At 62.7% G+C, this 24575-nt stretch carries 22 protein-coding genes; 13 read left to right on the forward strand and 9 right to left on the reverse strand.

The genetic code is table 11. From position 1 onward, the window contains the following. Nucleotides 1–96: 96 nt before the first annotated feature. Nucleotides 97–1224 carry an acyltransferase gene (locus FJ546_RS21290; protein ID WP_140891127.1) on the forward strand — a complete coding sequence of 376 codons (1128 nt, stop codon included), beginning with the start codon at nucleotides 97–99 and terminating at the stop codon, nucleotides 1222–1224. 245 nt (nucleotides 1225–1469) lie between these two features. Beyond that, nucleotides 1470–2099 (forward strand): MarC family protein, encoded by a 630-nt coding sequence (locus FJ546_RS21300; protein ID WP_095775385.1) that lies wholly within the window; start codon nucleotides 1470–1472, stop codon nucleotides 2097–2099. Nucleotides 2100–2157: 58 nt separating this feature from the next. Here FJ546_RS21300 and FJ546_RS21305 read toward each other — a convergent pair whose 3' ends face one another. Both FJ546_RS21305 and FJ546_RS21310 read right to left on the reverse strand, forming a co-directional pair. Next, nucleotides 2158–2583: an OsmC family protein gene (locus FJ546_RS21305; protein ID WP_140891128.1), complete on the reverse strand. Its 426-nt coding sequence runs from the start codon at nucleotides 2581–2583 to the stop codon at nucleotides 2158–2160. Nucleotides 2584–2712: 129 nt separating this feature from the next. Then, complete coding sequence (locus FJ546_RS21310) at nucleotides 2713–3231, reverse strand: single-stranded DNA-binding protein (RefSeq protein ID WP_064985641.1); 519 nt, start codon at nucleotides 3229–3231, stop codon at nucleotides 2713–2715. 226 nt (nucleotides 3232–3457) lie between these two features. Between FJ546_RS21310 and FJ546_RS21315 the strand changes: the two genes are divergently transcribed. The 8 genes from FJ546_RS21315 to FJ546_RS21350 all read left to right on the forward strand — a co-directional run bounded on the left by FJ546_RS21315 (nucleotide 3458) and on the right by FJ546_RS21350 (nucleotide 11600). Next, nucleotides 3458–3772, forward strand: a complete 315-nt coding sequence (locus FJ546_RS21315) for a metalloregulator ArsR/SmtB family transcription factor (RefSeq protein ID WP_140891129.1) — start codon at nucleotides 3458–3460, stop codon at nucleotides 3770–3772. A gap of 14 nt (nucleotides 3773–3786) precedes the next feature. Then, the gene (locus FJ546_RS21320; RefSeq protein WP_246686910.1) at nucleotides 3787–4257 is read left to right on the forward strand and encodes an SRPBCC domain-containing protein; all 471 of its coding nucleotides are present in this window, start codon (nucleotides 3787–3789) and stop codon (nucleotides 4255–4257) included. A gap of 22 nt (nucleotides 4258–4279) precedes the next feature. Then, complete coding sequence (locus FJ546_RS21325; RefSeq protein WP_140891131.1) at nucleotides 4280–4885, forward strand: ATP-dependent Clp protease proteolytic subunit; 606 nt, start codon at nucleotides 4280–4282, stop codon at nucleotides 4883–4885. A gap of 88 nt (nucleotides 4886–4973) precedes the next feature. Further along, on the forward strand, nucleotides 4974–5273 hold the full coding sequence (locus FJ546_RS21330; RefSeq protein WP_140891132.1) for a hypothetical protein: 300 nt from the start codon (nucleotides 4974–4976) through the stop codon (nucleotides 5271–5273). Nucleotides 5274–5975: 702 nt separating this feature from the next. Further along, nucleotides 5976–8897, forward strand: coding sequence for an excinuclease ABC subunit UvrA (gene uvrA / locus FJ546_RS21335; RefSeq protein ID WP_140891133.1), 2922 nt, complete (start codon nucleotides 5976–5978; stop codon nucleotides 8895–8897). Between the two features lie 34 nt (nucleotides 8898–8931). Then, nucleotides 8932–9402 carry a GNAT family N-acetyltransferase gene (locus FJ546_RS21340; protein ID WP_140891134.1) on the forward strand — a complete coding sequence of 157 codons (471 nt, stop codon included), beginning with the start codon at nucleotides 8932–8934 and terminating at the stop codon, nucleotides 9400–9402. Between the two features lie 59 nt (nucleotides 9403–9461). Then, nucleotides 9462–10268 (forward strand): DUF72 domain-containing protein, encoded by an 807-nt coding sequence (locus tag FJ546_RS21345; protein WP_140891135.1) that lies wholly within the window; start codon nucleotides 9462–9464, stop codon nucleotides 10266–10268. 183 nt (nucleotides 10269–10451) lie between these two features. Then, the gene (locus FJ546_RS21350; protein ID WP_140891136.1) at nucleotides 10452–11600 is read left to right on the forward strand and encodes a GGDEF domain-containing protein; all 1149 of its coding nucleotides are present in this window, start codon (nucleotides 10452–10454) and stop codon (nucleotides 11598–11600) included. Nucleotides 11601–11650: 50 nt separating this feature from the next. Here the strand turns inward: FJ546_RS21350 and FJ546_RS21355 are convergent, their stop codons facing one another. The 6 genes from FJ546_RS21355 to urtA form a co-directional block, all read right to left on the reverse strand. Next, nucleotides 11651–11827, reverse strand: a complete 177-nt coding sequence (locus tag FJ546_RS21355) for a hypothetical protein (RefSeq protein WP_019858306.1) — start codon at nucleotides 11825–11827, stop codon at nucleotides 11651–11653. A gap of 268 nt (nucleotides 11828–12095) precedes the next feature. Beyond that, nucleotides 12096–12791, reverse strand: coding sequence for an urea ABC transporter ATP-binding subunit UrtE (gene urtE / locus FJ546_RS21360; RefSeq protein ID WP_013895283.1), 696 nt, complete (start codon nucleotides 12789–12791; stop codon nucleotides 12096–12098). A 69-nt stretch (nucleotides 12792–12860) separates the two neighbouring features. Continuing rightward, entirely contained in the window at nucleotides 12861–13607 is a 747-nt protein-coding gene (gene urtD / locus FJ546_RS21365; RefSeq protein WP_019858307.1) for an urea ABC transporter ATP-binding protein UrtD, read from the reverse strand. A gap of 5 nt (nucleotides 13608–13612) precedes the next feature. Then, nucleotides 13613–14848, reverse strand: a complete 1236-nt coding sequence (gene urtC / locus FJ546_RS21370; protein ID WP_140891137.1) for an urea ABC transporter permease subunit UrtC — start codon at nucleotides 14846–14848, stop codon at nucleotides 13613–13615. Beyond that, nucleotides 14845–16461: an urea ABC transporter permease subunit UrtB gene (gene urtB, locus FJ546_RS21375; protein ID WP_140891138.1), complete on the reverse strand. Its 1617-nt coding sequence runs from the start codon at nucleotides 16459–16461 to the stop codon at nucleotides 14845–14847. Before urtB ends, urtC begins: the two co-directional genes overlap by 4 nt. 96 nt (nucleotides 16462–16557) lie before the next feature. Then, on the reverse strand, nucleotides 16558–17868 hold the full coding sequence (gene urtA / locus FJ546_RS21380) for an urea ABC transporter substrate-binding protein (RefSeq protein WP_140891139.1): 1311 nt from the start codon (nucleotides 17866–17868) through the stop codon (nucleotides 16558–16560). A 312-nt stretch (nucleotides 17869–18180) separates the two neighbouring features. Here urtA and FJ546_RS21385 point away from each other — a divergent pair, with 312 nt between their 5' ends. Continuing rightward, on the forward strand, nucleotides 18181–18588 hold the full coding sequence (locus FJ546_RS21385; RefSeq protein ID WP_140891140.1) for a hypothetical protein: 408 nt from the start codon (nucleotides 18181–18183) through the stop codon (nucleotides 18586–18588). Nucleotides 18589–18707: 119 nt separating this feature from the next. After that, the gene (locus FJ546_RS21390) at nucleotides 18708–20621 is read left to right on the forward strand and encodes a PhoX family phosphatase (RefSeq protein ID WP_140891141.1); all 1914 of its coding nucleotides are present in this window, start codon (nucleotides 18708–18710) and stop codon (nucleotides 20619–20621) included. Between the two features lie 234 nt (nucleotides 20622–20855). Here FJ546_RS21390 and FJ546_RS21400 read toward each other — a convergent pair whose 3' ends face one another. Further along, complete coding sequence (locus FJ546_RS21400; protein ID WP_140891142.1) at nucleotides 20856–23432, reverse strand: PAS domain-containing sensor histidine kinase; 2577 nt, start codon at nucleotides 23430–23432, stop codon at nucleotides 20856–20858. 328 nt (nucleotides 23433–23760) lie between these two features. Between FJ546_RS21400 and FJ546_RS21405 the strand changes: the two genes are divergently transcribed. Then, a complete protein-coding gene (locus FJ546_RS21405; protein ID WP_140891143.1) occupies nucleotides 23761–24504 on the forward strand; it encodes a flagellar biosynthetic protein FliO in 744 nt (247 codons plus the stop codon). The last annotated feature ends 71 nt before the right edge of the window (nucleotides 24505–24575 follow it).

Below are 24575 nucleotides of genomic sequence, written 5' to 3' on the forward strand. Positions count from 1 at the left end.
GCCGGCCCAATTGTGAAAAAGAAACTACCGAGCCGACGCGCGTATTGAATCGGCGACGGGCGAGGATATAGGGTCGCCCAAGGCGGGGTTTTTCCAATGGCCAAGAACGCAGAGATCGAAATTCTGCGTGCAATCTCCATCCTCATGGTGATTGCCGCGCACATTCCCTTCATAATGTCTTGGGAATCGGCGTATTGGTGGCCTGTATTCAGGGTGGCTCATTTTTGGGCGGGCGTGGATATCTTCTTCGCGATATCGGGATTTGTGGTCACTGCCACGCTGCTGCGCCATATCCGGTCTGAAACGCCCTTCATCGCCTTGAAGTCGTTTTGGATCCGGCGTTTCTTTCGCCTCGTCCCGCTGTCCTGGATGACCTTGGCTCTCTCGATAGTATTGGCCGCCACCTGGAACGGGTTCGGCTTTTTCGGCACCCCGCAGAACAATTTCTACGACGCCGTGGCGGTTTTGATCTACGGCCAGAACTGGCACTTTTTCCAATGCCTGTCAGCCGGCTGGACGACATGCGGTATCAACCGTCATTTTTGGTCGTTGTCCTTGGAAGAACAGTTCTATATCGCCCTTCCGCTGGTGTTCATCTTCTCGCGTAAATGGCTTGCAGCGATCTGCGCTCTCCTGATCGTCATCCAGTTTCCACTTTACCGGCCCAACACCTCATGGCTTTGGATCACGCGGACTGATGCCATCTCGTGGGGCGTCCTGATCGCGCTGTTTTCGCAGCATGCAGACTATTGGCGACTGGCTCCTGCCATGTTTCGCCACCGCCACATCGGCCCTCTCTTCGCGGCGCTCGCCATCACCGCCATTTGCTTCCTGTCGGGCGGACTGATCGTTTCGTTCTACGTCGGGTTGATAGCTCTGCTGGCTGGCGTTCTGGTCTGGATCGCCTCGTATGATCGAGGCTACCTGTTCCGGAACGCGGAAAACCAACGTCTGCTGCTTTGGATCGGCAAGCGCTCCTACGCCATCTACCTTTTCCACTCCATGGCGTTCAGGCTGGTCAAAGAGGGCTGCGCCCGCTACGCCGGCAGTGCGGACGCCATCCAGAACTCGGCGCATTCCGTTGTTATTCTGGCGGGCGGGCTCATCCTCACTGCCGCCATCGCCGAAATCGCGTGCCGCCTCATCGAAGCGCCATTCCAGACAAAGGGACGAGCCATGGCGCAGCGGATGGTTGCGCCAGCGGCTGTTGCCGTCTCGACTTAATTCCAGGGCCTAACGGCCGCAACGGTGTTGTCGCCGATTGGCCGGCGTCGGAAGAAGCTGTTTGCCTTGGCGAGAACCGTGACGCTGCCTTTGTCATCGACCCGGACGGCTATCGCCTCGAGGCCTATTTCGGAGCTGCCGGCTAACCCGGCCAAGCTCCGCAGTTTCGCAGTCAAGACGGTTCCCACTGACCGGGCTTTGCTCTACCAATGCGAAGCGGGCTCGGCCCGGCGGGAGGGTCAGCGATGCCGAGTTTCGACAGCCTGTTCAATGCCTTCGTCACCATTCTCGTGACCATCGATCCGCCCGGCCTGGCGCCATTGTTCCTCGCCGTGACGCGCGGCATGAACCGCGAGGAGCGCCAGCAGGTGTCGGTCCGCGCCTCGGTCATCGGCTTCCTGGTGATGGCGCTGTTCGCGGTGGCCGGCGCCTCGATCCTGTCGGTGTTCGGCATCACGCTGCCGGCCTTCCGCGTCGCCGGCGGTTTCCTGCTGTTCTTCATCGCCTTCGAGATGGTCTTCGAGCGGCGACAGGACCGCAAGGAGAAGATCGGCGACGTCGCCATCACCAAGGACATGATCCACAACATCGCCGCCTTCCCGCTGGCGATCCCGCTGATCGCCGGCCCCGGCGCGATTTCGGCGACGGTGCTGCTCTCCGGCTCGTTTCAGGGCTTTGCCGCGCAGGCAGCACTTGTCGGCATCATCCTCGTCTGCCTCGCCATCACCTATCTGGTGTTCGTGCTGTCGGAGCGCATCGACCGCATCCTCGGCCAGACCGGCCGCTCGATCCTGACCCGCCTGCTCGGCGTCATCCTCGCCGCACTGGCCGTGCAATTCGTGGCCGACGGCATCAAGGCGCTGATGGCGGGGTGAACGGCAGTCCCTACTGCCCTACTGCCCTACTGCCCTACTGCCCTACTGCCCTACTGCCCTACCTTGCGGTCGTATCGATCACTTCGAAATCATGCGTTATCGTGGCCGTCTTGGCCATCATGGCGGAGGCCGAGCAGTATTTTTCGATCGAAAGATTGATCGCCCGCTGAACCTTGTCGGGCGACAGCGCGCGGCCCTTGACGATGAAATGCATGTGGATGCGGGTGAACACCTTTGGGTCGGTCTCGGCGCGATCGGCGTCGAGTTCGACGACGCAGTCCTCGACCGCCTCGCGACCCTTTTCCAGTATATGCACGACATCATAGGCCGAGCAGCCGCCGGTGCCGATCAGCACCAGTTCCATCGGGCTCGGGCCCGGCGTCTTGCCTTCGGGGCCGGGTGCCGTTCCCAGCACCAGCTTGTGGCCGCTGCCGGACTCGCCGACGAAGGTGCGCTCTTCGACCCATTTTATCCGTGCCTTCACCGCTTTGTCCTTTCACTCCTTTGGCCGCGCCTGCTGTCGGGCCAAATCAACAATGCAAAACCCCGAAAGTCCATGCAGGACCCTCGGGGTATCGATCACGCGACGTCAGCCGTCTGGTGTTGCTTTCGGTCAGAACGGGATCTCGTCGTCCAGTTCGCGCGACGAACCGCCGCCACCGCCGCCCCTGGGGGCGCCGCCGCCACGGTTGAAGCTTTCGTTCGGGCTGGACTGGCCGAAATCGGAACCGCGGCTGCTGCCGCCGCCGGAATAACCACCGACCTGGCCGCCCTCACCCTGACGCCCGTCGAGCATCTGCAGTTCGCCGCGGAACCGCTGCAGCACGACTTCCGTCGTGTACTTGTCGGCGCCGGTCTGGTCCTGCCATTTGCGCGTCTGCAGCTGGCCCTCGACATAGACCTTCATGCCCTTCTTCAGATACTGCTCGGCCACCTTGGCGATGCCCTCATTGAAGATGACGACATTGTGCCACTCGGTCTTTTCCTTGCGCTCGCCGGAATTCTTGTCGCGCCAGCTTTCCGACGTGGCGATACGGATGTTGACGACCGGCTCGCCCGAGTTCAGGCGGCGGATTTCAGGGTCCGCGCCGAGATTGCCGACCAGAATGACCTTATTGACGCTACCCGCCATGATTTTTCTCCGCGCTCATCCGAAACAAATTTTTGTCGCAGCACCTTACAGGCTACGGACGTCAGCCGCCTGCTAAGGCTGGCTTTTCCCACAAGGTTTTTGTTCCCTTTTCGTTCCTATATGCATTGCCGCTGAATGTCAAGGAATGGCAACAGTGCCTGCGCCTGACATATGGGTTTCAAAACAGCGCTTGCCAAATCAATAAGTATCGACTTATGCTTTTGTCATGATCGAAGCAGAGATTTTCCGCGCTTTGGCTGACCCGACGCGCCGCGCCGTCTTCGAGCGCCTGGCGGCAGCTGAAATGAGCGTGTCGGAATTGCGCAGCGGCCTGACGGTGTCGCAGCCGGCAGTGTCGCAACATCTGGCGGTGCTGCGCGGCGCCGGCCTCGTGGTCGAGCGGCGGGCCGGACGCAACGCCTACTACCGCGCCGATCCGCAGGGGCTCGCCCCCTTGCTCTTCTGGATCGAACGCTACCGGACCTTCTGGCCGGAGCGCATCGAAAGGCTCAAGACGGTTTTGAAGGACATGGATCAATGAAGGATTTGGGATCGATGAACGCCAAGACCCAGGGCGAAGCCTCCCCGGATGTGCTCGAGTTCGAATACGACCTTGCCGAACCGCCGGAAAAAGTGTGGCGGGCGCTGACCATGCCGGAATTGCTCGCCGCATGGATGATGCCGAACGACATCAGGCCGGAAATCGGCAGTCGTTTTGCCTTCGCCGGGACCGAAGCTGCCATCGAATGCGAAATCCTCGACGCCGAGCCGGAGCGCCTGCTGCGCTATTCCTGGCGCGAGCAGCCGGGCGACGCCGGGGATCCGCTCGACAGTGTCGTCACCTTCACACTCGCCCGCACCGTTTCCGGCGGCACGCATCTGCGCATCGTCCATGACGGCTTTGCAGGGAAAGCGATGCCCGCCGTCGCCATGGCGGGCGCCGGCTGCCGGCTCTCGCTTGGATTGCGCGGGCGCGCAAAGCCTGTCGCCGCGAACATACCGAACACCCTGCTGCTCGCAGCCTGAACACGGAAATCGGAGACGAAAAATGAGCGATCTTGCCAGTCTAGTGCCGATGGTGATCGAGCAATCGAGCCGCGGCGAACGCGCCTTCGACATTTTCTCGCGGCTGCTGCGCGAGCGCATCATCTTCATCAATGGCGAGATCAACGACGACGTCTCGGCGCTGGTCTGCGCGCAGCTTTTGTCATTGGAGTCAGACAATCCCGACAAGGAGATATCGCTCTACATCAACTCGCCGGGCGGCGTGGTGACCAGCGGTTTCGCCATCTACGACACGATGCAGTATGTCAGTTGCCCGGTATCGACCGTGTGCATGGGGTTTGCCGCGTCGATGGGCTCGTTCCTGCTGATGGCGGGCACGCCGGGGCGCCGCATCGCGCTGCCCAACGCCACCATTCTGCTGCATCAGCCGCTGGGCGGCTTCCAGGGCCAGGCTTCCGACATCCAGCGCCATGCCGAGCGGATAGGCAAGACCAAACGCCATATGGCCGAACTCTACGCGCAGCATTGCGGCCGCAGCTATGAGGAGGTCGAACGCACGCTCGACCGCGACCATTTCATGACCGCCCGCGAGGCCCAGGCATGGGGCATTGTCGACCATGTCTTCGACACGCGCAAAAAGGCGGCGTGAGCCCAAGCCAGATCGGATTTCTGCCCGCTGTCGAAGATTTGACGACACCGCTCTGGTTCCGGGAGCGGCTCGTCCCTATAATCCTGGGATGATCGACACTCATTCGCCCAGGACGTCGCATCGCCTCATCGTCGCAGCGGTGCTCACTTTTGCCGGCCTTGCGAGCGGTATGGCCCTCGCCGACGACAGCGCACCGCCGGCGCAGAAAGGCGCCCTGCCCGGCGTGAGCGGTGATTATCGCATCGCCAAGCCGGCTCCCCAGCCGGAACCCGACGACGCATTCCCCAGCAACGGCAACGGCACGTTCAAAATCGGCGATACCGATGTCAGGATTTCCGGCACCATCACGGTCGATATGGCCACGGGCGGGTTTAAGCCCCCGAGGTGAGCAGCCCTCCGCTGGGGCCGGTGCAGCCATTTCGTCAAAAGAACAGCCCCGCCGTGCCTTAGGCAAACGGACGGGGCTTTTCTGGATCTTTAATCCATATTTTGCCGGGAGTGTACTGCCGGCGTTAGATTTCGGATGCTACGCGGCGTTCAGCCGACGATCCGACTAGCAGTCTCTGATTTTGGGGATACGGCAAGTCACGGTTTGTCGGGTGGCGCAAACGCTAAACCCTGACACTTATGCCTGCCGCAGCTCCAACGAGAGGTGGAGCCCTTGGGAACTGTCCGGTGGCGTCATGCTCCGCTCCTGTGTCCGTTGCGACATTGTCGTAGCGAAGCGCAAATCGCAAATGCCTGCGGCGTCTCGCAGGCCGCCTTGGGGCGGCGAGGCCATCGAAAGACGGCCGGCTTCGCTGACCTCCGGAGACTGCCCCCGTGAGCCGGCCACGTCAACCTTCAATAGCCGGTTACGGAAAATTGTGATCGCCGGGAGGTTACGTACAGGTCAGGTTTCTACACAGCTTTGTCAGGAGCGTGTTCGGCCTTTGTTCTTTCTGCTTGCCCCTTCGCGCGAAAGGCGGTTAAACGACTTCTGTCGGGAATTGTGGCGTCTCTCGACGTGGCGGCAAAAACACCTACATAGGGGATGGCCGGGACAATCCCGCCAATCCCACGAATTCCAGATCTGAGGCGGCGACCGGCGATGGCCGACCATAAATTCCTTTCCATTCGCGGGGCGCGCGAACACAATCTGAAGAATGTCGATCTCGACCTGCCGCGTGACAGCCTGATCGTCATGACCGGCCTGTCTGGTTCCGGCAAATCGTCGCTGGCCTTCGACACCATCTATGCTGAAGGCCAGCGCCGCTATGTCGAGAGCCTGTCGGCCTATGCCCGGCAATTCCTCGAAATGATGCAAAAGCCCGACGTCGACCAGATCGACGGCCTGTCGCCTGCCATCTCGATCGAGCAGAAGACCACCTCGAAGAACCCGCGCTCGACGGTCGGCACCGTCACCGAGATCTACGACTATATGCGCCTGCTGTTCGCGCGTGTCGGTGTACCTTATTCGCCGGCCACCGGCCTGCCGATCGAGAGCCAGACGGTCAGCCAGATGGTCGACCGGGTGCTGGCGCTGGAGGAAGGCACGCGCCTGTTCCTGCTGGCGCCGATCGTGCGCGGCCGCAAGGGCGAGTACCGCAAGGAACTGCTGGAACTGCAGAAGAAGGGTTTTCAGCGCGTCAAGGTCGACGGTGTCTTCTATGAGATATCAGATGTTCCGGCGCTCGATAAAAAATACAAGCACGACATCGACGTCGTCGTCGACCGTATCGTCGTGCGTGGCGATCTGGCCACGCGTCTTGCCGACTCCATCGAGACGGCGCTGAAGCTCGCCGAGGGGCTGGCGGTGGCCGAGTTCGCAGACAGACCGCTCGACTCCAGCCAGACCGGCGAGGATTCGGTCAACAAGTCGAAGAACGAGACGCATGAGCGCATCCTGTTCTCGGAAAAATTCGCCTGCCCGGTCTCCGGCTTCACCATTCCCGAGATCGAGCCGCGGCTGTTCTCGTTCAACAACCCATTCGGCGCCTGCCCGACCTGCGACGGTCTCGGCAGCCAGCGCGCCATCGACCCCAATCTCGTCGTGCCCGACGAAAACGTCTCGCTGCGCGACGGCGCCGTCAGCCCATGGGCGAAGTCGACCTCGCCCTATTACGTGCAGACGCTCGAGGCCTTGGGCAAGGCCTACAGCTTCAAGCTCGGCGACAAGTTCAAGGATTTGAGCGCCGAGGCCCAAGACGCGATCCTGCGCGGCACCGGCGAGCGCGAAGTCACCTTCCAGTATGATGACGGCCTGCGCTCCTACAAGACGACCAAGACCTTCGAAGGCGTCATCCCCAATCTCGAACGGCGCTGGAAAGAAACCGAATCCGCCTGGATGCGCGAGGAGATCGAGCGCTTCATGTCGGCGACGCCCTGCCCCGTCTGCAAAGGCTATCGGCTGAAGCCGGAAGCGCTGGCGGTTAAGATCGGCGGCAAGCACATCGGCGAAGTCACGGAACAGTCGATCCGCAACGCCGACAAATGGTTCACCGACCTGCCTGCGCAGCTCAACGACAAGCAGAACGAGATCGCGGTGCGCGTGCTGAAGGAAATCCGCGAGCGGCTGCGCTTCCTCAACGATGTCGGGCTCGACTATCTGACATTGTCGCGCAATTCGGGCACGCTGTCGGGCGGCGAGAGCCAGCGCATCCGCCTGGCGTCGCAGATCGGCTCGGGGCTTACCGGTGTGCTTTACGTGCTGGACGAGCCGTCCATCGGCCTGCATCAGCGCGACAACACGCGCCTGCTCGATACGCTCAAGCACCTTCGCGACATCGGCAACACCGTCATCGTCGTCGAACATGACGAGGATGCCATCCTGCATGCCGACTATGTCGTCGACATGGGTCCGGCCGCCGGCATCCATGGCGGCGAGATCATCGCCCAGGGCACGCCGCAGCAGGTGATGGCCAATCCCAACTCGATCACCGGCAAATACCTGTCGGGCGCGCTTGAAGTGGCCACCCCCGGGGTGCGGCGTGAGGCGAAAAAGAACCGGCGCCTGAAAATCGTCGGCGCGCGCGGCAACAATCTGAAGAACGTCACTGCCGAAATCCCGCTCGGCACCTTCACCGCCGTCACCGGCGTATCGGGCGGCGGCAAGTCGACCTTCCTGATCGAGACGCTGTTCAAGGCGGCCTCGCGCCGTATCATGGGCTCGCGCGAGCATCCGGCCGAGCATGACCGCATCGAGGGCCTGGAATTCCTCGACAAGGTCATCGACATCGACCAGTCGCCCATTGGACGGACCCCGCGTTCGAACCCCGCCACCTATACCGGCGCCTTCACGCCGATCCGCGACTGGTTCGCCGGCCTGCCCGAGGCCAAGGCGCGCGGCTACCAGCCGGGACGCTTCTCGTTCAACGTCAAGGGTGGCCGCTGCGAGGCCTGCCAGGGCGACGGCGTCATCAAGATCGAGATGCACTTTTTGCCTGACGTCTACGTCACCTGCGACGTCTGCCACGGCAAGCGCTACAACAGGGAGACGCTCGACGTCCTGTTCAAGGGCAAGTCGATCGCCGACGTGCTCGACATGACCGTCGAGGAAGGCGTCGACTTCTTCGCCGCCGTGCCGGGCGTGCGCGACAAGCTCGATACGCTGAAGCAGGTCGGCCTCGGCTACATCCATATCGGCCAGCAGGCGACGACGCTGTCCGGCGGCGAGGCGCAGCGCATCAAACTCGCCAAGGAACTGTCGCGCAAGGCGACAGGCAAGACGCTCTACATCCTCGACGAGCCGACCACCGGCCTGCATTTCCACGACGTCGCCAAACTCCTGGAAGTGCTGCACGAACTGGTTGACCAGGGCAACACGGTGGTCGTCATCGAGCACAATCTCGAAGTGATCAAAACCGCTGACTGGGTGCTCGACCTCGGCCCCGAAGGCGGCGACGGCGGCGGCGAACTGGTTGCCCAGGGCACACCGGAAGCGATCGTGCGCGAGAAGCGCAGCTACACCGGGCAGTTCCTCAAGGAACTGCTGGAGCGGCGCCCCGGAGGCAAGCGCGAAGCGGCGGAGTGATCAACGGACCGGTTGGCGCCTGGAGAGTGTTTGGATGACAATCAGAAGAGCGCTCGCCGGTGATATCCAAACGGTCGTTTCGCTGACGCAAGCCGCCTACGCTCCCTACAACCCCATGCTCGACGCGCCGCCGATCCCGGTGACCGAAGACTACGCGCCGCGCATCGCGAACGCCGAGGTCTGGCTGCTAGAGAGCGGCGGCGAACCTGCCGGAGTGCTCACACTGGAGCGGCATGAGGATCACGCGATGATCTTCTCCGTCGCGGTGTCGCCCGCCTTCCAGGGCAAGGGGTTCGGTATCGCATTGTTAAAACACGCCGACGAGCAGACGCGCCAGTGGGGCCTGCCGGAGATACGGCTCTACACCAATGCGAAAATGGAGCGGAACATCGCGCTCTATCTCGCTTACGGCTATCGCGAAACGGGTCGCCGGCCCAACCCCTACCGGCCAGGGTGGGTGCTTGTCGACATGGCAAAGCCGGTCGACGAGACCACGACGGCCTGATTTTCTGAACGCGGCCAGACTTCTGAATTTGGCCAGACACCGCACTCGGGAGGACGACAATGAGCAAATCGGGAACAATCCGCTCCGGCATGGGCGGCTGGACCTTCGAGCCCTGGGATAAGTCCTTCTATCCGGACAAATTGTCGAAGGCCAAACAACTGCACTATGCCAGCCGGCAGGTGCCGAGCATCGAGGTCAACGGCACCTACTACTCCAGCTTCAAGGAGCCGACCTTCGTCAAATGGGCAAGCGAGGCGCCGGACGGTTTCGTCTATTCGCTGAAGGGCAACCGCTTCGTCACCAACCGCCGCGTGCTGGGCGAGGCCGGTGAATCGATGATGCGCTTCCTCGGCTCCGGCGTTGCCGCGCTCGGCGACAAGCTCGGCCCGATCCTGTGGCAGTTCGCGCCGACGAAAAAGTTCGATCCGGACGATTTCGAAGCTTTTTTGAAACTGCTGCCGGAGAAACAGGACGGTGTCGCGCTGCGCCATGCGCTGGAAGTCCGCAACGACAGTTTCATCGTGCCGGAATTCGCGGCACTTGCCCGCAAATACAAGGCGGCGATCGTCTATGCCGACCATGCCAAATATCCTGATATCGCCGACGTCACCGGCGACTTCGTCTACGCACGGCTGCAGACCGGCTCGGACGACAATCCCGATTGCTACACGCCGAAGGGCCTCGACGAATGGGCGGCGCGGGCAAAGACATGGGCGGAAGGCAAGCAGCCGGCCGATTTGCGGCGCGCCGATCCCGCCACTGACGCGCCTGTACAGCCGCGCGACGTGTTCGTCTACTTCATCACCGAGGGCAAAGTGCGCGCACCGTTCGGGGCGATGGCGCTGATGAAGCGCATAGCCGGCTGACCAGCATTCGTTGTTGTTCGGCTACATGCTGTAAGTGCATCATCTATGCGTTTTGCGCGTAGCAAAGCGCCTATTCCTGGGCATCTTCGCCACGATCGTAACCTTATCGACACTTCCTTGCTGCATGTATGCGACGACGGCAAGCTGCAGAGCTGGAGCCGCCGCCGGCAGGGAAAGAGGGGCATGTCGCTCGACTACACTTCACTTCTGCTGGCTGTCGGTTTCTCCGCTGCTTGCCTGAGCCTGACATTGTTCGGCATGTGGCTGACCGCCCGCACGGAACGGTTCCTGCTGACATGGGCGATCAGCCTGGTATTCGTGGTCGGCGATATCTTTGTCTATGACGCCTATATCGATATGCCCGGGCGCTTGCTCGGCATCGCCACCCTTGCCCTGTTGCTGCTCGGTTTCTCGACAATGCTGGGTGCGGCCTACCAGTTCAGAACCGGCGGCTCGCCGCTGCCGCGAGCACTGTTGGGATGTATCTCACTGGCGGTGACGCTGCCTCCCATGGCTCTGGGTTATGATGGCCTTGGCTTCATGTTCGAGAACCTGTTCGCCGCCTTGCTCCTGTTCACGACGGCATTCGAATACTGGCGCGGTCGCGACGAAGCCCCTGCCCTGACGGTCGGCATCACGACGCTCTACTCGGCCACCGCCGTTTCCTTCATGCTGTGCGCGGCGGTCCTGGCATGGGACGGCAAGCTGGTTCTCGGCCATGCACCAAGCAACTGGGCCGAGGAACTGAGCCTCATTGTCGTCATCGCCAGTATGACGGGCATTGGCGCCCTGTCACTTGCCCTCAACCAGGGGCGTCTGGCGAGGCATCACCGCCGCAACGCTCTCACCGATCCCTTGACCGGCCTGCTCAACCGGCGTGCGCTGTTCGACATGCATGGCCATCTCCCGGTCGGTGCCTTTACCGCCGTGGTCGTCTTCGATCTCGACAATTTCAAAGCCATCAACGACGAGTTCGGGCACGCGGCCGGCGACGAGGTGCTGAGGGTGTTTGCGAGCGAACTCGCCGGCAATCTTCGCCAGACCGACGTTGCCGCGCGCATGGGCGGCGAGGAATTCGCGCTGGTGTTGAAGCGCACCTTGCCGGAAACGGTCGAGGACGCGGCGGAGCGCATCCGGACAGCCTTCGCGACGCGCCTGATAGAGACCGAAACCGGCTCCCTGAGATGCACGGTCAGTGCCGGTTTTGCATTCGGCAGCAAAGAGGGGCTCAGCTTCGACAAGGTGCTCAGCGCCGCCGACAAGGCGCTCTACGACGCCAAGCGCGGCGGCCGCAACCGCGTCACCGCCTCACCGTTCCGGCGCGCGGGCTGACCGCGCGCATCAATGCGGAGCCGTTATTGCCGGATGGGGCGAAAGCGGCTCTATGCCGCCATCACGATTTCATTGAAAGTATCGAGGTCGACGTAGAACACCTTGGTGATCTCCTCGATCAGGTCGTCATATTCGCAGCCCTGTGACCTCAAAATGTTGATGGCCGCGATGATGTCGACCCGTTCGGTAAGCCGCCGCTTCTGGTAGTCCTCGACGAAACGTTCCATGGCTGTCCCTTAGCCTGTGTGCCCAAACGCGTTTTGAACGACAGAGATCGCAGGAGAGAAGCTAGGAAGCCTTGCTTGCGTGGAACTTGCCGGCCTTCGCCGCGCCCTCGATCTGCGATAACCAGACTGATACGGAAGCGGCCGACTCACAAAGCCAACAAAAGACTAGCATGCCGCCTCTGGCGCGCCAGAGATGAGGATCGCTGGATGAAAGAAATATTGGACTTGCCAAGGACTTTGGATCGTCAGCTGAAGTCCAGCACCGATTCTAGACGGTAAGGAACTTTCGCACATCAGCCCGGTCTAAATCTTCCGCCGGGCCAGTATGGACGATCTGGCCCCGGTCCATGATGTTGACCTCGTCGGCAAGCTCGCGGCAGAAGTCGAGATATTGTTCTACCAGCAGCACCGCGATACCAGCCTGGTCGCGCAAATAGCGGATGGCGCGGCCGATGTCCTTGATGATCGACGGCTGGATGCCCTCGGTGGGCTCATCCAGCACCAGCAGCTTCGGCCGCATCACCAGCGCCCTGCCGATGGCGAGCTGCTGCTGCTGACCGCCGGAAAGGTCGCCGCCACGGCGGCCAAGCATCTGCTTCAGCACTGGAAACAGCTCGAAGACATGCGCCGGCACGTTGCGATCGGCACGCTTCAACGGCGCAAAACCCGATTCCAGGTTTTCGCGCACCGTGAGCAGGGGAAAAATCTCCCTGCCCTGCGGCACGAATGCGATGCCCGACCGGGCGCGGTCATACGCCGCGCTCCGGTCGAGCGCCTTCCCCTCGAAGGCAACGCTTCCGCTCGTCAGCCGGTGGTGGCCGACGATCGATCTCATCAAACTGGTCTTGCCGACGCCGTTGCGGCCGAGCACGCAAGTGATCTTGCCGGCGCCCGCCTTCAGCGAAACGCCGCGCAGCGCCTGGGCGGCGCCGTAGTGGAGCGTGGCGTTGGAAACTTCGAGCATGTCAGCGCCTTCTCCAGAACCGGAGAAACGACAGATCGAAGCGATGAAACTGCACCCGCCAGACCATGGTCATCTCCCCAGGTAGACTTCGACGACACGCTCGTCGGCCGACACGAAATCGAGTGTGCCTTCCGACAGCACCGAGCCTTCGTGTAGGCAGGTGACCTTGACGCCGAGTTCGCGCACGAAATGCATGTCGTGCTCGACGACGATGACCGAATGGTCGCGCGCAATGTCCTTGAGCAGCCGCGCCGTCTCTTCGGTTTCCGCATCGGTCATGCCCGCGACCGGCTCGTCGACCAAAAGCAGCTTCGGGTCCTGCGCCAGAAGCATGCCGATCTCCAGCCACTGTTTCTGGCCGTGGCTGAGATTGGCGGCCAGCTCGTGGCGCTTGTCGCCCAGCCGGATGACGCCGAGAATGTCGTCGATCTGCCGCGCCTCGGCCGCAGAGCGGCGATGGAACAGCGCCGGGAAGATCGAACGCGGCCCTTTCAGCGCCAGCATCAGATTGTCCTCGATCGTGTGGCTTTCGAAGACCGTCGGCTTCTGGAACTTGCGGCCTATGCCCATCATGGCGATCTCGGCCTCGTCATGCCTGGTGAGATCCACCTGGCCATCGAAGAACACTTCGCCCTCGTCGGGCCGCGTCTTGCCGGTGACGATGTCCATCATCGTCGTCTTGCCGGCGCCGTTGGGGCCGATGATGGCGCGCATCTCGCCTTTGTCGAGCACCAGCGACAAATTGTTGATGGCGCGAAAACCGTCGAACGAGACCGAGACGCCGTCGAGATAGAGGATGGTGTTCGACTTGCTCATGGTCGCTACTCCGCCGCCTGCGGTTCAGGGTCGGACCAGGACCACTCGCCTGGATTCCTCGCCGGCGAGCGAGCGGGCTTCGAGGTCGCGGACGGCACTGCAACCTTGGTGGCGGCCTCTTCAGCGACGGTGGCCGCGCGCAACGCCTTCGCATTGCCGCGCCAGCTGTCCCACATGCCGATGACGCCCTTCGGCAAGAGCAAGGTGACGGCGACGAATAGGCCGCCCAGCGCAAACAGCCACAACTCCGGCAGCACGCCGGTGAACCAGGATTTGCCGGCATTGACCAGCAGCGCGCCGATGATCGGCCCGACAATGGTGCCGCGTCCGCCGACGGCGGCCCAGATAACCACCTCGATCGAATTGGACGGTTCGAACTCGCCGGGATTGATGATTCCGACTTGCGGCACATAGAGCGCCCCGGCAATGCCGGCCATGACGGCCGAGACGGTGAAGGCGAACAGCTTCACATTCTCCGCCCGCCAGCCAAGGAAGCGCGTGCGGCTTTCGGCATCGCGCACCGCCATCAAGAGCTTGCCGTATTTGGAGCCGACGATCGCCCAGGTGATGAACACGGCGAGCGCCAGCGTCACCGCGCTGGCCGCGAACAGCGCCGAACGCGTTGCGTCGGCTTGCACGTTGAAGCCCAGAATATCCTTGAAATCGGTCAGGCCGTTATTGCCGCCGAAACCCATATCGTTGCGGAAGAAGGCGAGCAGCAGCGCATAGGTCATCGCCTGGGTGATGATGGAGAGATAGACGCCGGTGACGCGGCTGCGGAAGGCGAACCAGCCGAAGACGAAGGCGAGCAGGCCCGGCACCGCCAGCACCATGATCGCCGCAAACCAGAAATGATCGAAGCCATACCAGAACCACGGCAATTCCTTGTAGTTCAGGAACACCATGAAATCGGGCAGGATCGGGTTGCCATAGACGCCGCGCGAACCGATCTGGCGCATCAGATACATGCCCATCGCATAGCCGCCGAGCGCGAAGAAGGCGCCGTGGCCGAGCGAAAGGATGCCGCAATAGCCCCAGACCAGGTCGAGCGCGAGCGCCAGCAGCGCATAGCAGAGATATTTGCCGGTCAGCGCCACGATATAGGCCGGAACGTAGAAGGCGCTGGTTGGCGACACCGCAAGGTTGAGCAGCGGCATGATAATGGCCGCGGCCAGCAGGATGAAGATGGTGATGGCGATGCGGCGGTCGGCGCCGGCCGCGAAGAAGCGTCCCGTGATCATGCTTCCACCGCCCTGCCCTTGAGCGCGAACAGGCCGCGCGGGCGCTTCTGGATGAACAGGATGATCAGCACCAGCACGACGATCTTGCCGAGCACGGCGCCGGCATAAGGCTCGAGGAACTTGTTGACGATGCCCAGCGAAAAGGCGCCGACCAGTGTGCCCCAGAGATTGCCGACGCCGCCGAAGACGACGACCATGAAGCTGTCGATGATGTAGCCGCGGCCGAGATTGGGCGAGACATTGTCGATCTGGCTGAGCGCGACGCCGGCGATGCCGGCGATGCCGGATCCGAGCGCGAAGGTCAGCGCGTCGACCCATGGCGTCCTGATGCCCATCGAGGCCGCCATGCGGCGGTTGGCGGTGACGGCGCGCATCTGCAGTCCCCAGGGCGTGCGCTTCACCACATAGAGCAGGACGCCGAAGACGGTGAGCGCGAAGACCAGGATCCAGAGGCGGTTCCAGGTGATGGCCAGTTGGCCGATATCGAACGACCCCGACATCCAGGAGGGGTTGCCGACCTCCTGGTTGGTCGGCCCGAAGATCGAGCGCACCGCCTGCTGCAGGATCAGCGACACGCCCCAGGTCGCCAGCAGCGTCTCCAGCGGACGGCCGTAGAGGAAGCGGATGACGCCGCGTTCGATGGCAAGACCAACGAGCGCGGCGACCAGGAAGGCAAGTGGCAGCGCGATGACCAGCGACCAGTCGAATAGGCCGGGAAAGGATGTGCGGATCACTTGCTGGACAACGAAGGTCGTGTAGGCGCCGAGCATGACCATCTCGCCATGCGCCATGTTGATGACGCCCATGACGCCGAAGGTGATGGCGAGCCCGATCGCCGCGAGCAGCAGCACCGAACCCAGCGAAATGCCATACCAGATGTTCTGCCCGGCATCCCAAAGCGCCAATGTCGAATTGATGTTGGCGATCGCGGCTGTCGCGGCTTCCTTCACGGCTCCCGAGGCGTTGGCCTCGACCGAGGTTAGCAATGACACCGCGTCACGGTCGCCGCGCGCGCCGATCAGCCCGATTGCCGCCAGCTTGTCGGCTTCAGGCCGGTCCGAGACGAGAACAGAGGCGGCACGGGCCTGTTCGAGCAGAGCCTTGACGCTGGCAACCGTCTCCTTGGCGATCGCCGCGTCGAGCGGTTCGATATTTGCCGCGTCGGGCGTCTTGAAGATGGTGTCGGCGGCGGCGACGCGGACAGTCGGGTCCTTGGCGCCGAGCGTCAGCGTGCCCAGCGCGTCACGGATGACACGGCGTAGCGAATTGTTGACCTTGATCTTGGTGATGTCGCCCTTGGCCGCCTCGCCGGACGCTTCGCCGCTCAGCGGATCGGAAAGCTGGACGCTTTCGCCCGCTTCCTTGCCGACGAAGACCAGGGAATCGGCCTTGCGTATATAGAGGTTGCCGTCGGCGAGCGCGGCAAGCGGCCGCTCGACCACCGGATCGCCGGTGGCCGCCAGTTCATGGATGGCAGATCCGGTCTCCGAAAAACCCTTGGCCGTCGCGAATTTGGCGATGAGGCCACGCAGGTCGGCTTCCGCCGCGCCCGACAACGACAGCGTCGCCATCAGGAACAGCAGCATCAGGCCAATTGTGCGGAGCAGACTCATCGGCTTCAGGCGACCCTTGGAGGTTGAATTGGGCGTCCGGACGGTGGAGGAAACCGTCCGGACGCGCGCGGTCTGACTAAGTCAGTCCGGGGAGGATCAGTTCGTTCCCTTGCCGCCGCACTTGCCGGTGGCAACGTTGAAGTTGCCGCACGACAGGGGCTTGCGCCAATCGGAGATCAGGTCCTTGGAGTCCGGCAGGTAGTCGGACCATTCGTCGCCCATCACCAGTCCCGGCGTGCGCGAAACCGTCTCGAACTGGCCGTCGGCCTGGATTTCGCCGATCAGCACCGGCTTGGTGATGTGATGGTTCGGCATCATCGTCGAATAGCCGCCGGTCAGGTTCGGAACCGACACACCGACCATGGCGTCGATGACCTTGTCGGGATCGGTGGTGCCGGCCTTCTCGACCGCCTTCACCCACATGTTGAAGCCGATATAGTGGGCTTCCATCGGGTCGTTGGTGGTGCGCTTGTCGTTCTTGATGAACTTGTGCCAGTCGGCGATGAACTTCTTGTTCTCGGGCGTGTCGACGCTTTCAAAGTAGTTCCACGCGGCGAGATGCCCGACCAGCGGCGCGGTGTCGAGACCGGCAAGCTCTTCCTCGCCGACCGAGAAGGCCATGACCGGGATATCCTCGGCCTTGATGCCCTGGTTGCCGAGTTCCTTGTAGAACGGCACGTTGGCGTCGCCGTTGACGGTCGAGACGACGGCGGTCTTCTTGCCGGCCGAGCCGAATTTCTTGATCGCCGAGACTTCGGTCTGCCAGTCGGAAAAACCGAACGGCGTGTAGTTGACCATGATGTCTTCGGCCGCGACGCCCTTCGCCTTCAGATAGGCTTCGAGGATCTTGTTGGTGGTTCGCGGATAGACGTAGTCGGTGCCTTCCAGCCCCCAGCGCTTCACCGAGCCGCCATCCTCGCTCATCAGGTAGTCGACCGCCGGAATGGCCTGCTGGTTGGGCGCGGCACCTGTATAGAACACGTTGCGCTCGCTTTCCTCGCCCTCATACTGGACGGGATAGAACAGGATGTTGTCGAGCTCGGAGAACACCGGCAGCACCGACTTGCGCGACACCGAGGTCCAGCAGCCGAACACCGCCGCGACCTTGTCCTTCGAAATCAGCTCGCGCGCCTTTTCGGCGAACAGCGGCCAGTTGGAAGCCGGATCGACGACGACGGCTTCAAGCTTCTTGCCGAGCAGGCCGCCCTTGGCGTTCTGCTCATCGATGAGCATCAGCATGGCGTCCTTCAGCGTCGTCTCCGAAATCGCCATGGTCCCCGACAGCGAGTGGAGAATACCGACCTTGATCGTATCGTCGGCCGCCCTCGCAGGAGCCGACATCAACAGGCCGGCGGCAACGACGCTCGCCGAAAACATTTTTGTTATTGTCGAGAAATTACCCCTCATACGGAAGTCTCCCAAGCTGGTTGATTGCACCGCAACAATACAATGCAACACCCATGCCAACCGCATCCGGGATGCTGAAAAACAGCAAATAGCCAAACACTATCAAGCATTTATTATATTAGACTGAACAAATCAAAGAGAGCCGGTTAAAAATTCGTTGAGAGAAATTTGCGCAGTGCATATAATATCTGCCTAATTTTTGCCCAATTTCGTCAAATGCCTAGATTTTGACCTCAGCGCGCGAGGCGGGAGCGACAATGTTGCAGCACAGCGCAAAAATAGGGCAAGCTCGCTGCTCAACCGAGCGACGTCATGACATCCCTGATTTCACGCATTTTTGTCGGCATAGCGCTTCTGGCGGCAGCGACCGGCGCCGCACGGGCCGACTTCAGCGACGGCAAGATGCCTGACGGCACCTATCACTGCGAAGTCTACCTGCTCGGCATGTTCCTCGACCTCGGCGACATCACCATCAAGGGGAACGTCTATACAGGCCCCGTAACCTTCGGGACTGCCCCGCAGGCTTACAACTATCAGATGAATGCAAACGGCGAGATCTCCTGGCTGGGCCCACTCGGCGGCTACACCACGGGCGGCAACTCGCTGTCGATGACCCAGGCAACGCTGGATGGCCAGAACCCGCCCTCCTTCGACATCATCATGAAGCAGCCCGACGGCGCCTTCACCGCCTCGACCTGCACCCGGGGGAGCAATCCGTAGGTCTGCCCTCGAGCGGCGCCGCCGCGCAAGCCGTGTCCGCCTTCTCGTGTCATCTGGATGTTGCCGAAGCTGGATAGGCAGCGGTGCGCCGTCACCCATCCACATCGAGAGGCAGACATATGGCCAATTTCCCGTCTTCATCCTCCCCCGTCATTCGCGAAATCATCGCCGAGCGCGTCTCGCGCCGGACCCTCCTGAGAGGCAGCCTGGCATCCGGCGCCCTGATCGCTGGCGGCAGCTTTGTCGGTTCGTTGTTTGCCGGCGAAACGCATGCGGCTGCGACACTTTCCACACTCGGCTTTCCCGAACTGAAGCGCGTCTATGACAAGACCCACGCCGCCGCCGAGGGCTATGAAACCACGATCGTCGCGCGCTGGGGCGATCCGCTTGTCGCCGGCATGCCGGATTTCGACGGCAACAAGGTCGCCGCCGACGATCAGGACAAGCGCTTCGGCTACAATTGCGATTACATCGCCTTCCTGCCGCTGCCCAAAGGTTCGGTGAACTCCGACCACGGTCTGCTTTGCGTCAACAACGAATACATCTCGCCCAATGTGATGTTCCCAGGCATGACCGAGGACGGCGCCGGCAAGGCGATGAGCAAGGAACAGGTCGATCTTGGCCTGGCGGCGATGGGCCACTCGATCGTCGAAATCATGCTCAAGGACGGCAAGTGGCAAACCGTCGTGGACAGCCCGCTCAACCGGCGCATCACGGCGAACACCGAGATGACCGTTTCCGGACCGGTGGCCGGCCATGCCTTGATGAAGACCTCCGCCGATGCGACCGGCACGAAGGTGCTCGGCACCAGTTACAATTGCAGCGGCGGCTTCACCCCCTGGGGTACCGTGCTGACCTGCGAGGAAGGCGTTTCCGACCTGTTCGGCGGTGACCCAAAAAAGGCGCCGACCGCTGACATTCTCGACCGCTACGGCTTCGATGGCTCCGACATCTATGGCCGTGGCCGTTTCCATGACCGCTTCAACATCGACAAGGAGCCGAACGAGCCGAACCGCTTCGACTGGGTGGTCGAGATCGACCCTTATGATCCGCAATCGAAGCCGGTGAAACGCACCGCCCTTGGCCGCATGTCGCATGAGGCCTCTACGGTCGTCCTCAACAAGGACGGGCGCATCGTCGTCTACATGGGCGACGACGACTATTTCGAATACATGTACCGCTACGTCTCGAACAAGGCTTACGACAAGGCGAACCCGGCTTCCGGCAACGGCCTTCTCGATGATGGCGTGCTCTCGGTCGCCCGTTACGACGCCGACGGCTCCATGACATGGCTGCCGCTGCTCCACGGCCAGGGCAAGCTCACCGCCGAGAGCGGCTTTGCCGACCAGGCCGAAGTGCTGTTGAAGACGCGCCTTGCCGCCGACGCGCTCGGTGCGACCCCGATGGACCGGCCGGAGGATATCGAGACCAATCCGGTTACCGGCCGCGTCTACGCCGTCATGACCAAGAACAAGAAGCGCGACGAATCCAAGGTCAATCCGGCCAACACGCGGCCCGAGAACCTCTGGGGTCACATCGTCGAACTGATCCCGCCCGGCGGCCGCGGCATCGAGGCCGACCACACCGCCGACAAATATGCCTGGGACCTGTTCGTGCTCTGCGGCAATCCCAAGGATGCCAAGGTCGGGGCTACCTTCCACCCCGACACCTCGGACAATGGCTGGTTCGTCTGCCCCGACAACATCACCTTCGACCCGGCCGGGCGGCTCTGGGTGGCGACCGACGGCGCCAATGATTTCGACCTGCCGGACGGCGTCTATGGCGTCGACACCGAAGGCCCTGCGCGTGGCTTGCCAAAGCTGCTGTTCACCTGCCCGCATGGCGCGGAGGCCACCGGCCCTTGCTTCACGCCGGATGGCACGACGCTGTTCCTTTCGGTCCAGCATCCGTCCGAGGATGCCGAGACGCTCGACAAGGCACAGTCCTTGTGGCCCGATTTCAAGGACGGCCAGCCGCCGAGGCCGTCAGTGGTCGCCATCCGACGTAAGGACGGCCAGCCGGTCGGCGCCTGACCTATATCCGACAAAATGCGGAGCGCCTGGCGCGCTTCGCAAGCGGTCCGGGAGGACGGCAATCGCCGCCGAGCGCCCCCTGCCGGCCCGGCAACAGCACCGTTTCGGCGTAATCGCCCTTGCCTGCCGCTATGTGTGGCGTCAATCGCCGCTCCCCCAAGCCCGCCTGCCCTCTCGCCCGCAATCATGGCGCTGTCGGGCGTTGTGCAAGGCAGACCGTTGGAGAAAGCTAAATTAGGACTCCAGCATATCCTTGACGATCGTCGCCAGTTGCTTGAGCGAGAACGGCTTCGGCAGGAAGCCGAAATGCGCGTCGGCCGGCAGGTTCCTGGCGAATGCGTCCTCGGCATAACCGGACACGAACACAAACTTGATATCCGGCTGGCGCTTGCGCAACTCGCCAAGCAGGGTCGGCCCGTCCATTTCCGGCATGACGACATCCGAGACGACGATGTCGACCTTGCCGCCCAGGGCTTCGAAGACTTCCAGCGCCTCGACGCCGGAGGATGCCTCGTGCACCGTATAGCCACGCGAGGTCAGCGCCCGCATGCCGCCCATGCGCACGGCATCCTCGTCCTCGACCAGCAGCACCGTGGCTGACCCCGACAGGTCCTTGGTGCTATCGACCGGCTTGACCAGCGCGGCACTCGGGGTTTCCCCGGGTTCGGCCGCCTTTTTCGCTTCCGCGATATGACGCGGTAGGAAGATGCGGAAGGTCGATCCCTTGCCGACCTCGGAATCGCAGAAAATGAAGCCGCCGGTCTGCTTGATGATGCCGTAGACCATGGACAGGCCAAGGCCCGTGCCCTTGCCGACCTCCTTGGTGGTGAAGAACGGCTCGAAGATCTTCTTCAGCACATCCGGCGCGATGCCGCTGCCAGTGTCTTCGACCTCGACCACGACATAGTCGGCCGCGGCGAGTTCGCGATAGGAGAAGGTCTTGCACTCCTCGGCGGTGACGTTGCGGGTGCGCACGGTGAGATCGCCGCCGGCGGGCATCGCGTCGCGCGCATTGACCGCCAGATTGACCACCACCTGCTCGAACTGGCCGATATCGACCCTGACCGGCCACAGGTCCCGGCCGTGGTCGATCTTCAGCTTGATGTCGTTGCCGACCAGGCGGGCAAGCAGCATCCTGAGATCGGCGAGCACGTCGGTGAGGTTCAGCACCTCCGGCCGCAGCGTCTGCTTGCGCGAGAAGGCCAGCAACTGCCTAACCAGTGAAGCCGCCCGATTGGCGTTCTGCTTGATGTTCATGATGTCGGGGAAGGACGGGTCCGACGGCCGGTGATTGGTCAAAAGCAGGTCCGACGCCATGATGATGGCGGTCAGCACATTGTTGAAGTCGTGGGCGATGCCGCCCGCGAGTTGCCCGACCGCCTGCATCTTCTGGCTTTGCGCCATCTGCCCTTCGAGCGCCTTCTGCTCGGTCGTCTCGACGGCGTAGACGATGGCCGATTCCTCTGCGCCCTCGCCGCCGGTGCCGTCGGCGACGGCATTGACGTAGAAACGGATGTGCCGCTCCTCGTTGCCGGGCAGCACGGTGTCGATCGGCTCGATGTCGGCCTGCCGCTGCCGGGCCTTCTCGAATGCGGCGGCAAAGGCCGGACGCTCTCGCTCGTGGATCACCGTATCGAGCCGCACGCGGCGATCCACGGCGTCCCGGTCGACGACCGAGGAAAACAGCGACAGGAAGGGGGCGTTGGTGCGCAGGATGCGCCCGCTGGCATCGACTCCCGCGATCGCCATCGGCGTCGAGTTGAAGAAGCGGGTGAAGCGCACTTCCGAGGCGCGCAGATCGGCCGAGGCATCCTCGCCTTGCGTGCGGTTGAGCACGATCGTGCGTGTCGGACCGCCGACACCTTCGCGACTGGCCGAAACGCGATGCATGAAGCGCACCGGCAGCGCCTCTCCCGTCATCGTCGTCAAATCGAGATCGATGACCGCGTTGCGCGTCGTGCCGGGGTCGGCCTTGACCGAGCGCACCAAAGCCATGCCGTCGCCGGCAACGATATCCGGCAAGGTCACCGCGCCGGGTGTGAAGCTGGCAAGATCGATGCCCAGCCACTCCGCGAGCGTGGCGTTGATGTAGGTGACGCGACCGTCTTGGTCGGCGGAAAAGAAGCCCGCCGGGGCGTGGTCAAGGTGATCTATGGCCTTCTGCAGATCGAGGAAGAAACGCTCCTGCTCGGCCCGCTCTTGCGAAATGTCGGCGAGTTGCCAGGCCAGCATCGGCAAGCGCTGGCCCGGAACGTTGAAGGTGCGGGCGCGCGCCCGGTACCAGCGGGCGCCCGGTTCGGCGCCGGGCCGGATCGACTGCGCCAGCCGAAACTCGCCGTCGCCCGGCTGCCCGTCACGCAGGCCGGAGGCCAGCCGGTAAATCGTCACCGAGGCCTCGGGAACATCCGAAAGCAGCCCTTCGACCGTCTTGAGGTCTGCGGCCGAGGAAGCTCCGGTCATGTCGGCATAGGCGCGGTTGGCGTAGACGACGCGACCCTTGGTGTCCGTCACGAGCAGGCCCTGCGCCATCGAATCGACGAAAGCTTTGGACAGTTCGTCGCCGGTCGAGCGCGGCGTGACCTGCACGAAGCCGATCGCGGTCGCAAACAGGAAGCCGACGCCGATCATCGCCAGGACGCCAAGCATGCCGAGCAGGAAGGGGTCGCCGAGGCGCTCGCGGAACAGGCCGAAGACGATCGCGGCCCCCGTCAGAACGACGATGAAGATGATAAGCCGGGTGACCGCGCCCGGTCGCGTGTTCTGGTCGACGATCGGTACCGGATAGAAATCGCCGCGCACTTCCTTGGCCATATGCCCCCTGCTCGTGAAGTCCGATGTTCCGACACCCGCCCCTAATGCATGTCGCCCAAAAATGACTCCGGTTTTGGGAAAACGACCTGCAAGAATACAAGGACCTGTAGCGCGTCGCATCAATCCGCTTCAGCGCGACGCGCTTTAGCCGGTTGAATCATATTCTCCTAGTCCGGAAAAGGCCCGGGCGGCAAATGTCAGATAAAAATGATGCCGGCCGGCCTTCCCAGTGTTTCAAGCTGTTCACGATGCGTGAAAGGCAACTTGCGGTGGCCAGCCGCAACGGTCTAGTGTCGCGTCACTTTCCAAAACCGATCAGGGGAAACCAATGCAGTGGCTGGATAGCGTGGCGGGTCCTGGTTATGCGGCGGCACTCCTGTGGACCTTCGCGGCGCTGATCCTGCTGGTCATCGTGCTCGTCATCGTCAGGCTCGTCCGCAACCTGACCTTCGGCACGTTCGTCGCCGGTGGCCGGAACCGCAAGACGCGGCTGGCCGTGATGGACGCCACCGCCGTTGACAGCCATCGCCGGCTGGTGCTGGTGCGCCGCGACGACATCGAACATCTGCTGCTGATCGGCGGCCCGACCGACGTCGTCGTCGAACGCGACATACGCCTTGCCGCACCGCGCCGTCCGGCGCTGACCGGAGATGGCGGTCTGCAGCCTGTCCCGGCCACGGCGGCCCCGGCGGCAAAACCGCGGCCGCCTCAGCCGGTTCCCGCACCGGCACGACCTGCGCCGCAGCCGGCGACCGCGGCGCCGCCGCCTGCCCGCCAGCGCCCGGCAGCGCCGCCACCGGCCACAGCCCCCGCACCGAAACCGGCGCAACCCTATCAATCGACCAATGTCACACCGCTGCCTGCCTATGGCTCCGCCAATGCCAATGCCGTCAGGCACGCGCCATCGCCACCGCAGAACAGTATTGACGACGAGCTGATGAAGGATCTGGAGGTTTCGCTCGACCAGCCGCGCTCCGGTGGTCCTGTTGGCAAACCGGTGGCCAAGGCCCCGCAATCGCTCGACGATGAAATGACTAGGCTTCTAGGCGAACTTTCAAGCCAGAAGAGATGATTGGCGCCTGCCGCTGGTTCGCCGGCCGGCGATCTGGCCGGGCTTTGCTTCCGCTTGCAGCAGCGGATTTG

This window comes from Mesorhizobium sp. B2-4-19, assembly GCF_006441315.1.
Classification (GTDB): Bacteria; Pseudomonadota; Alphaproteobacteria; order Rhizobiales; family Rhizobiaceae; genus Mesorhizobium.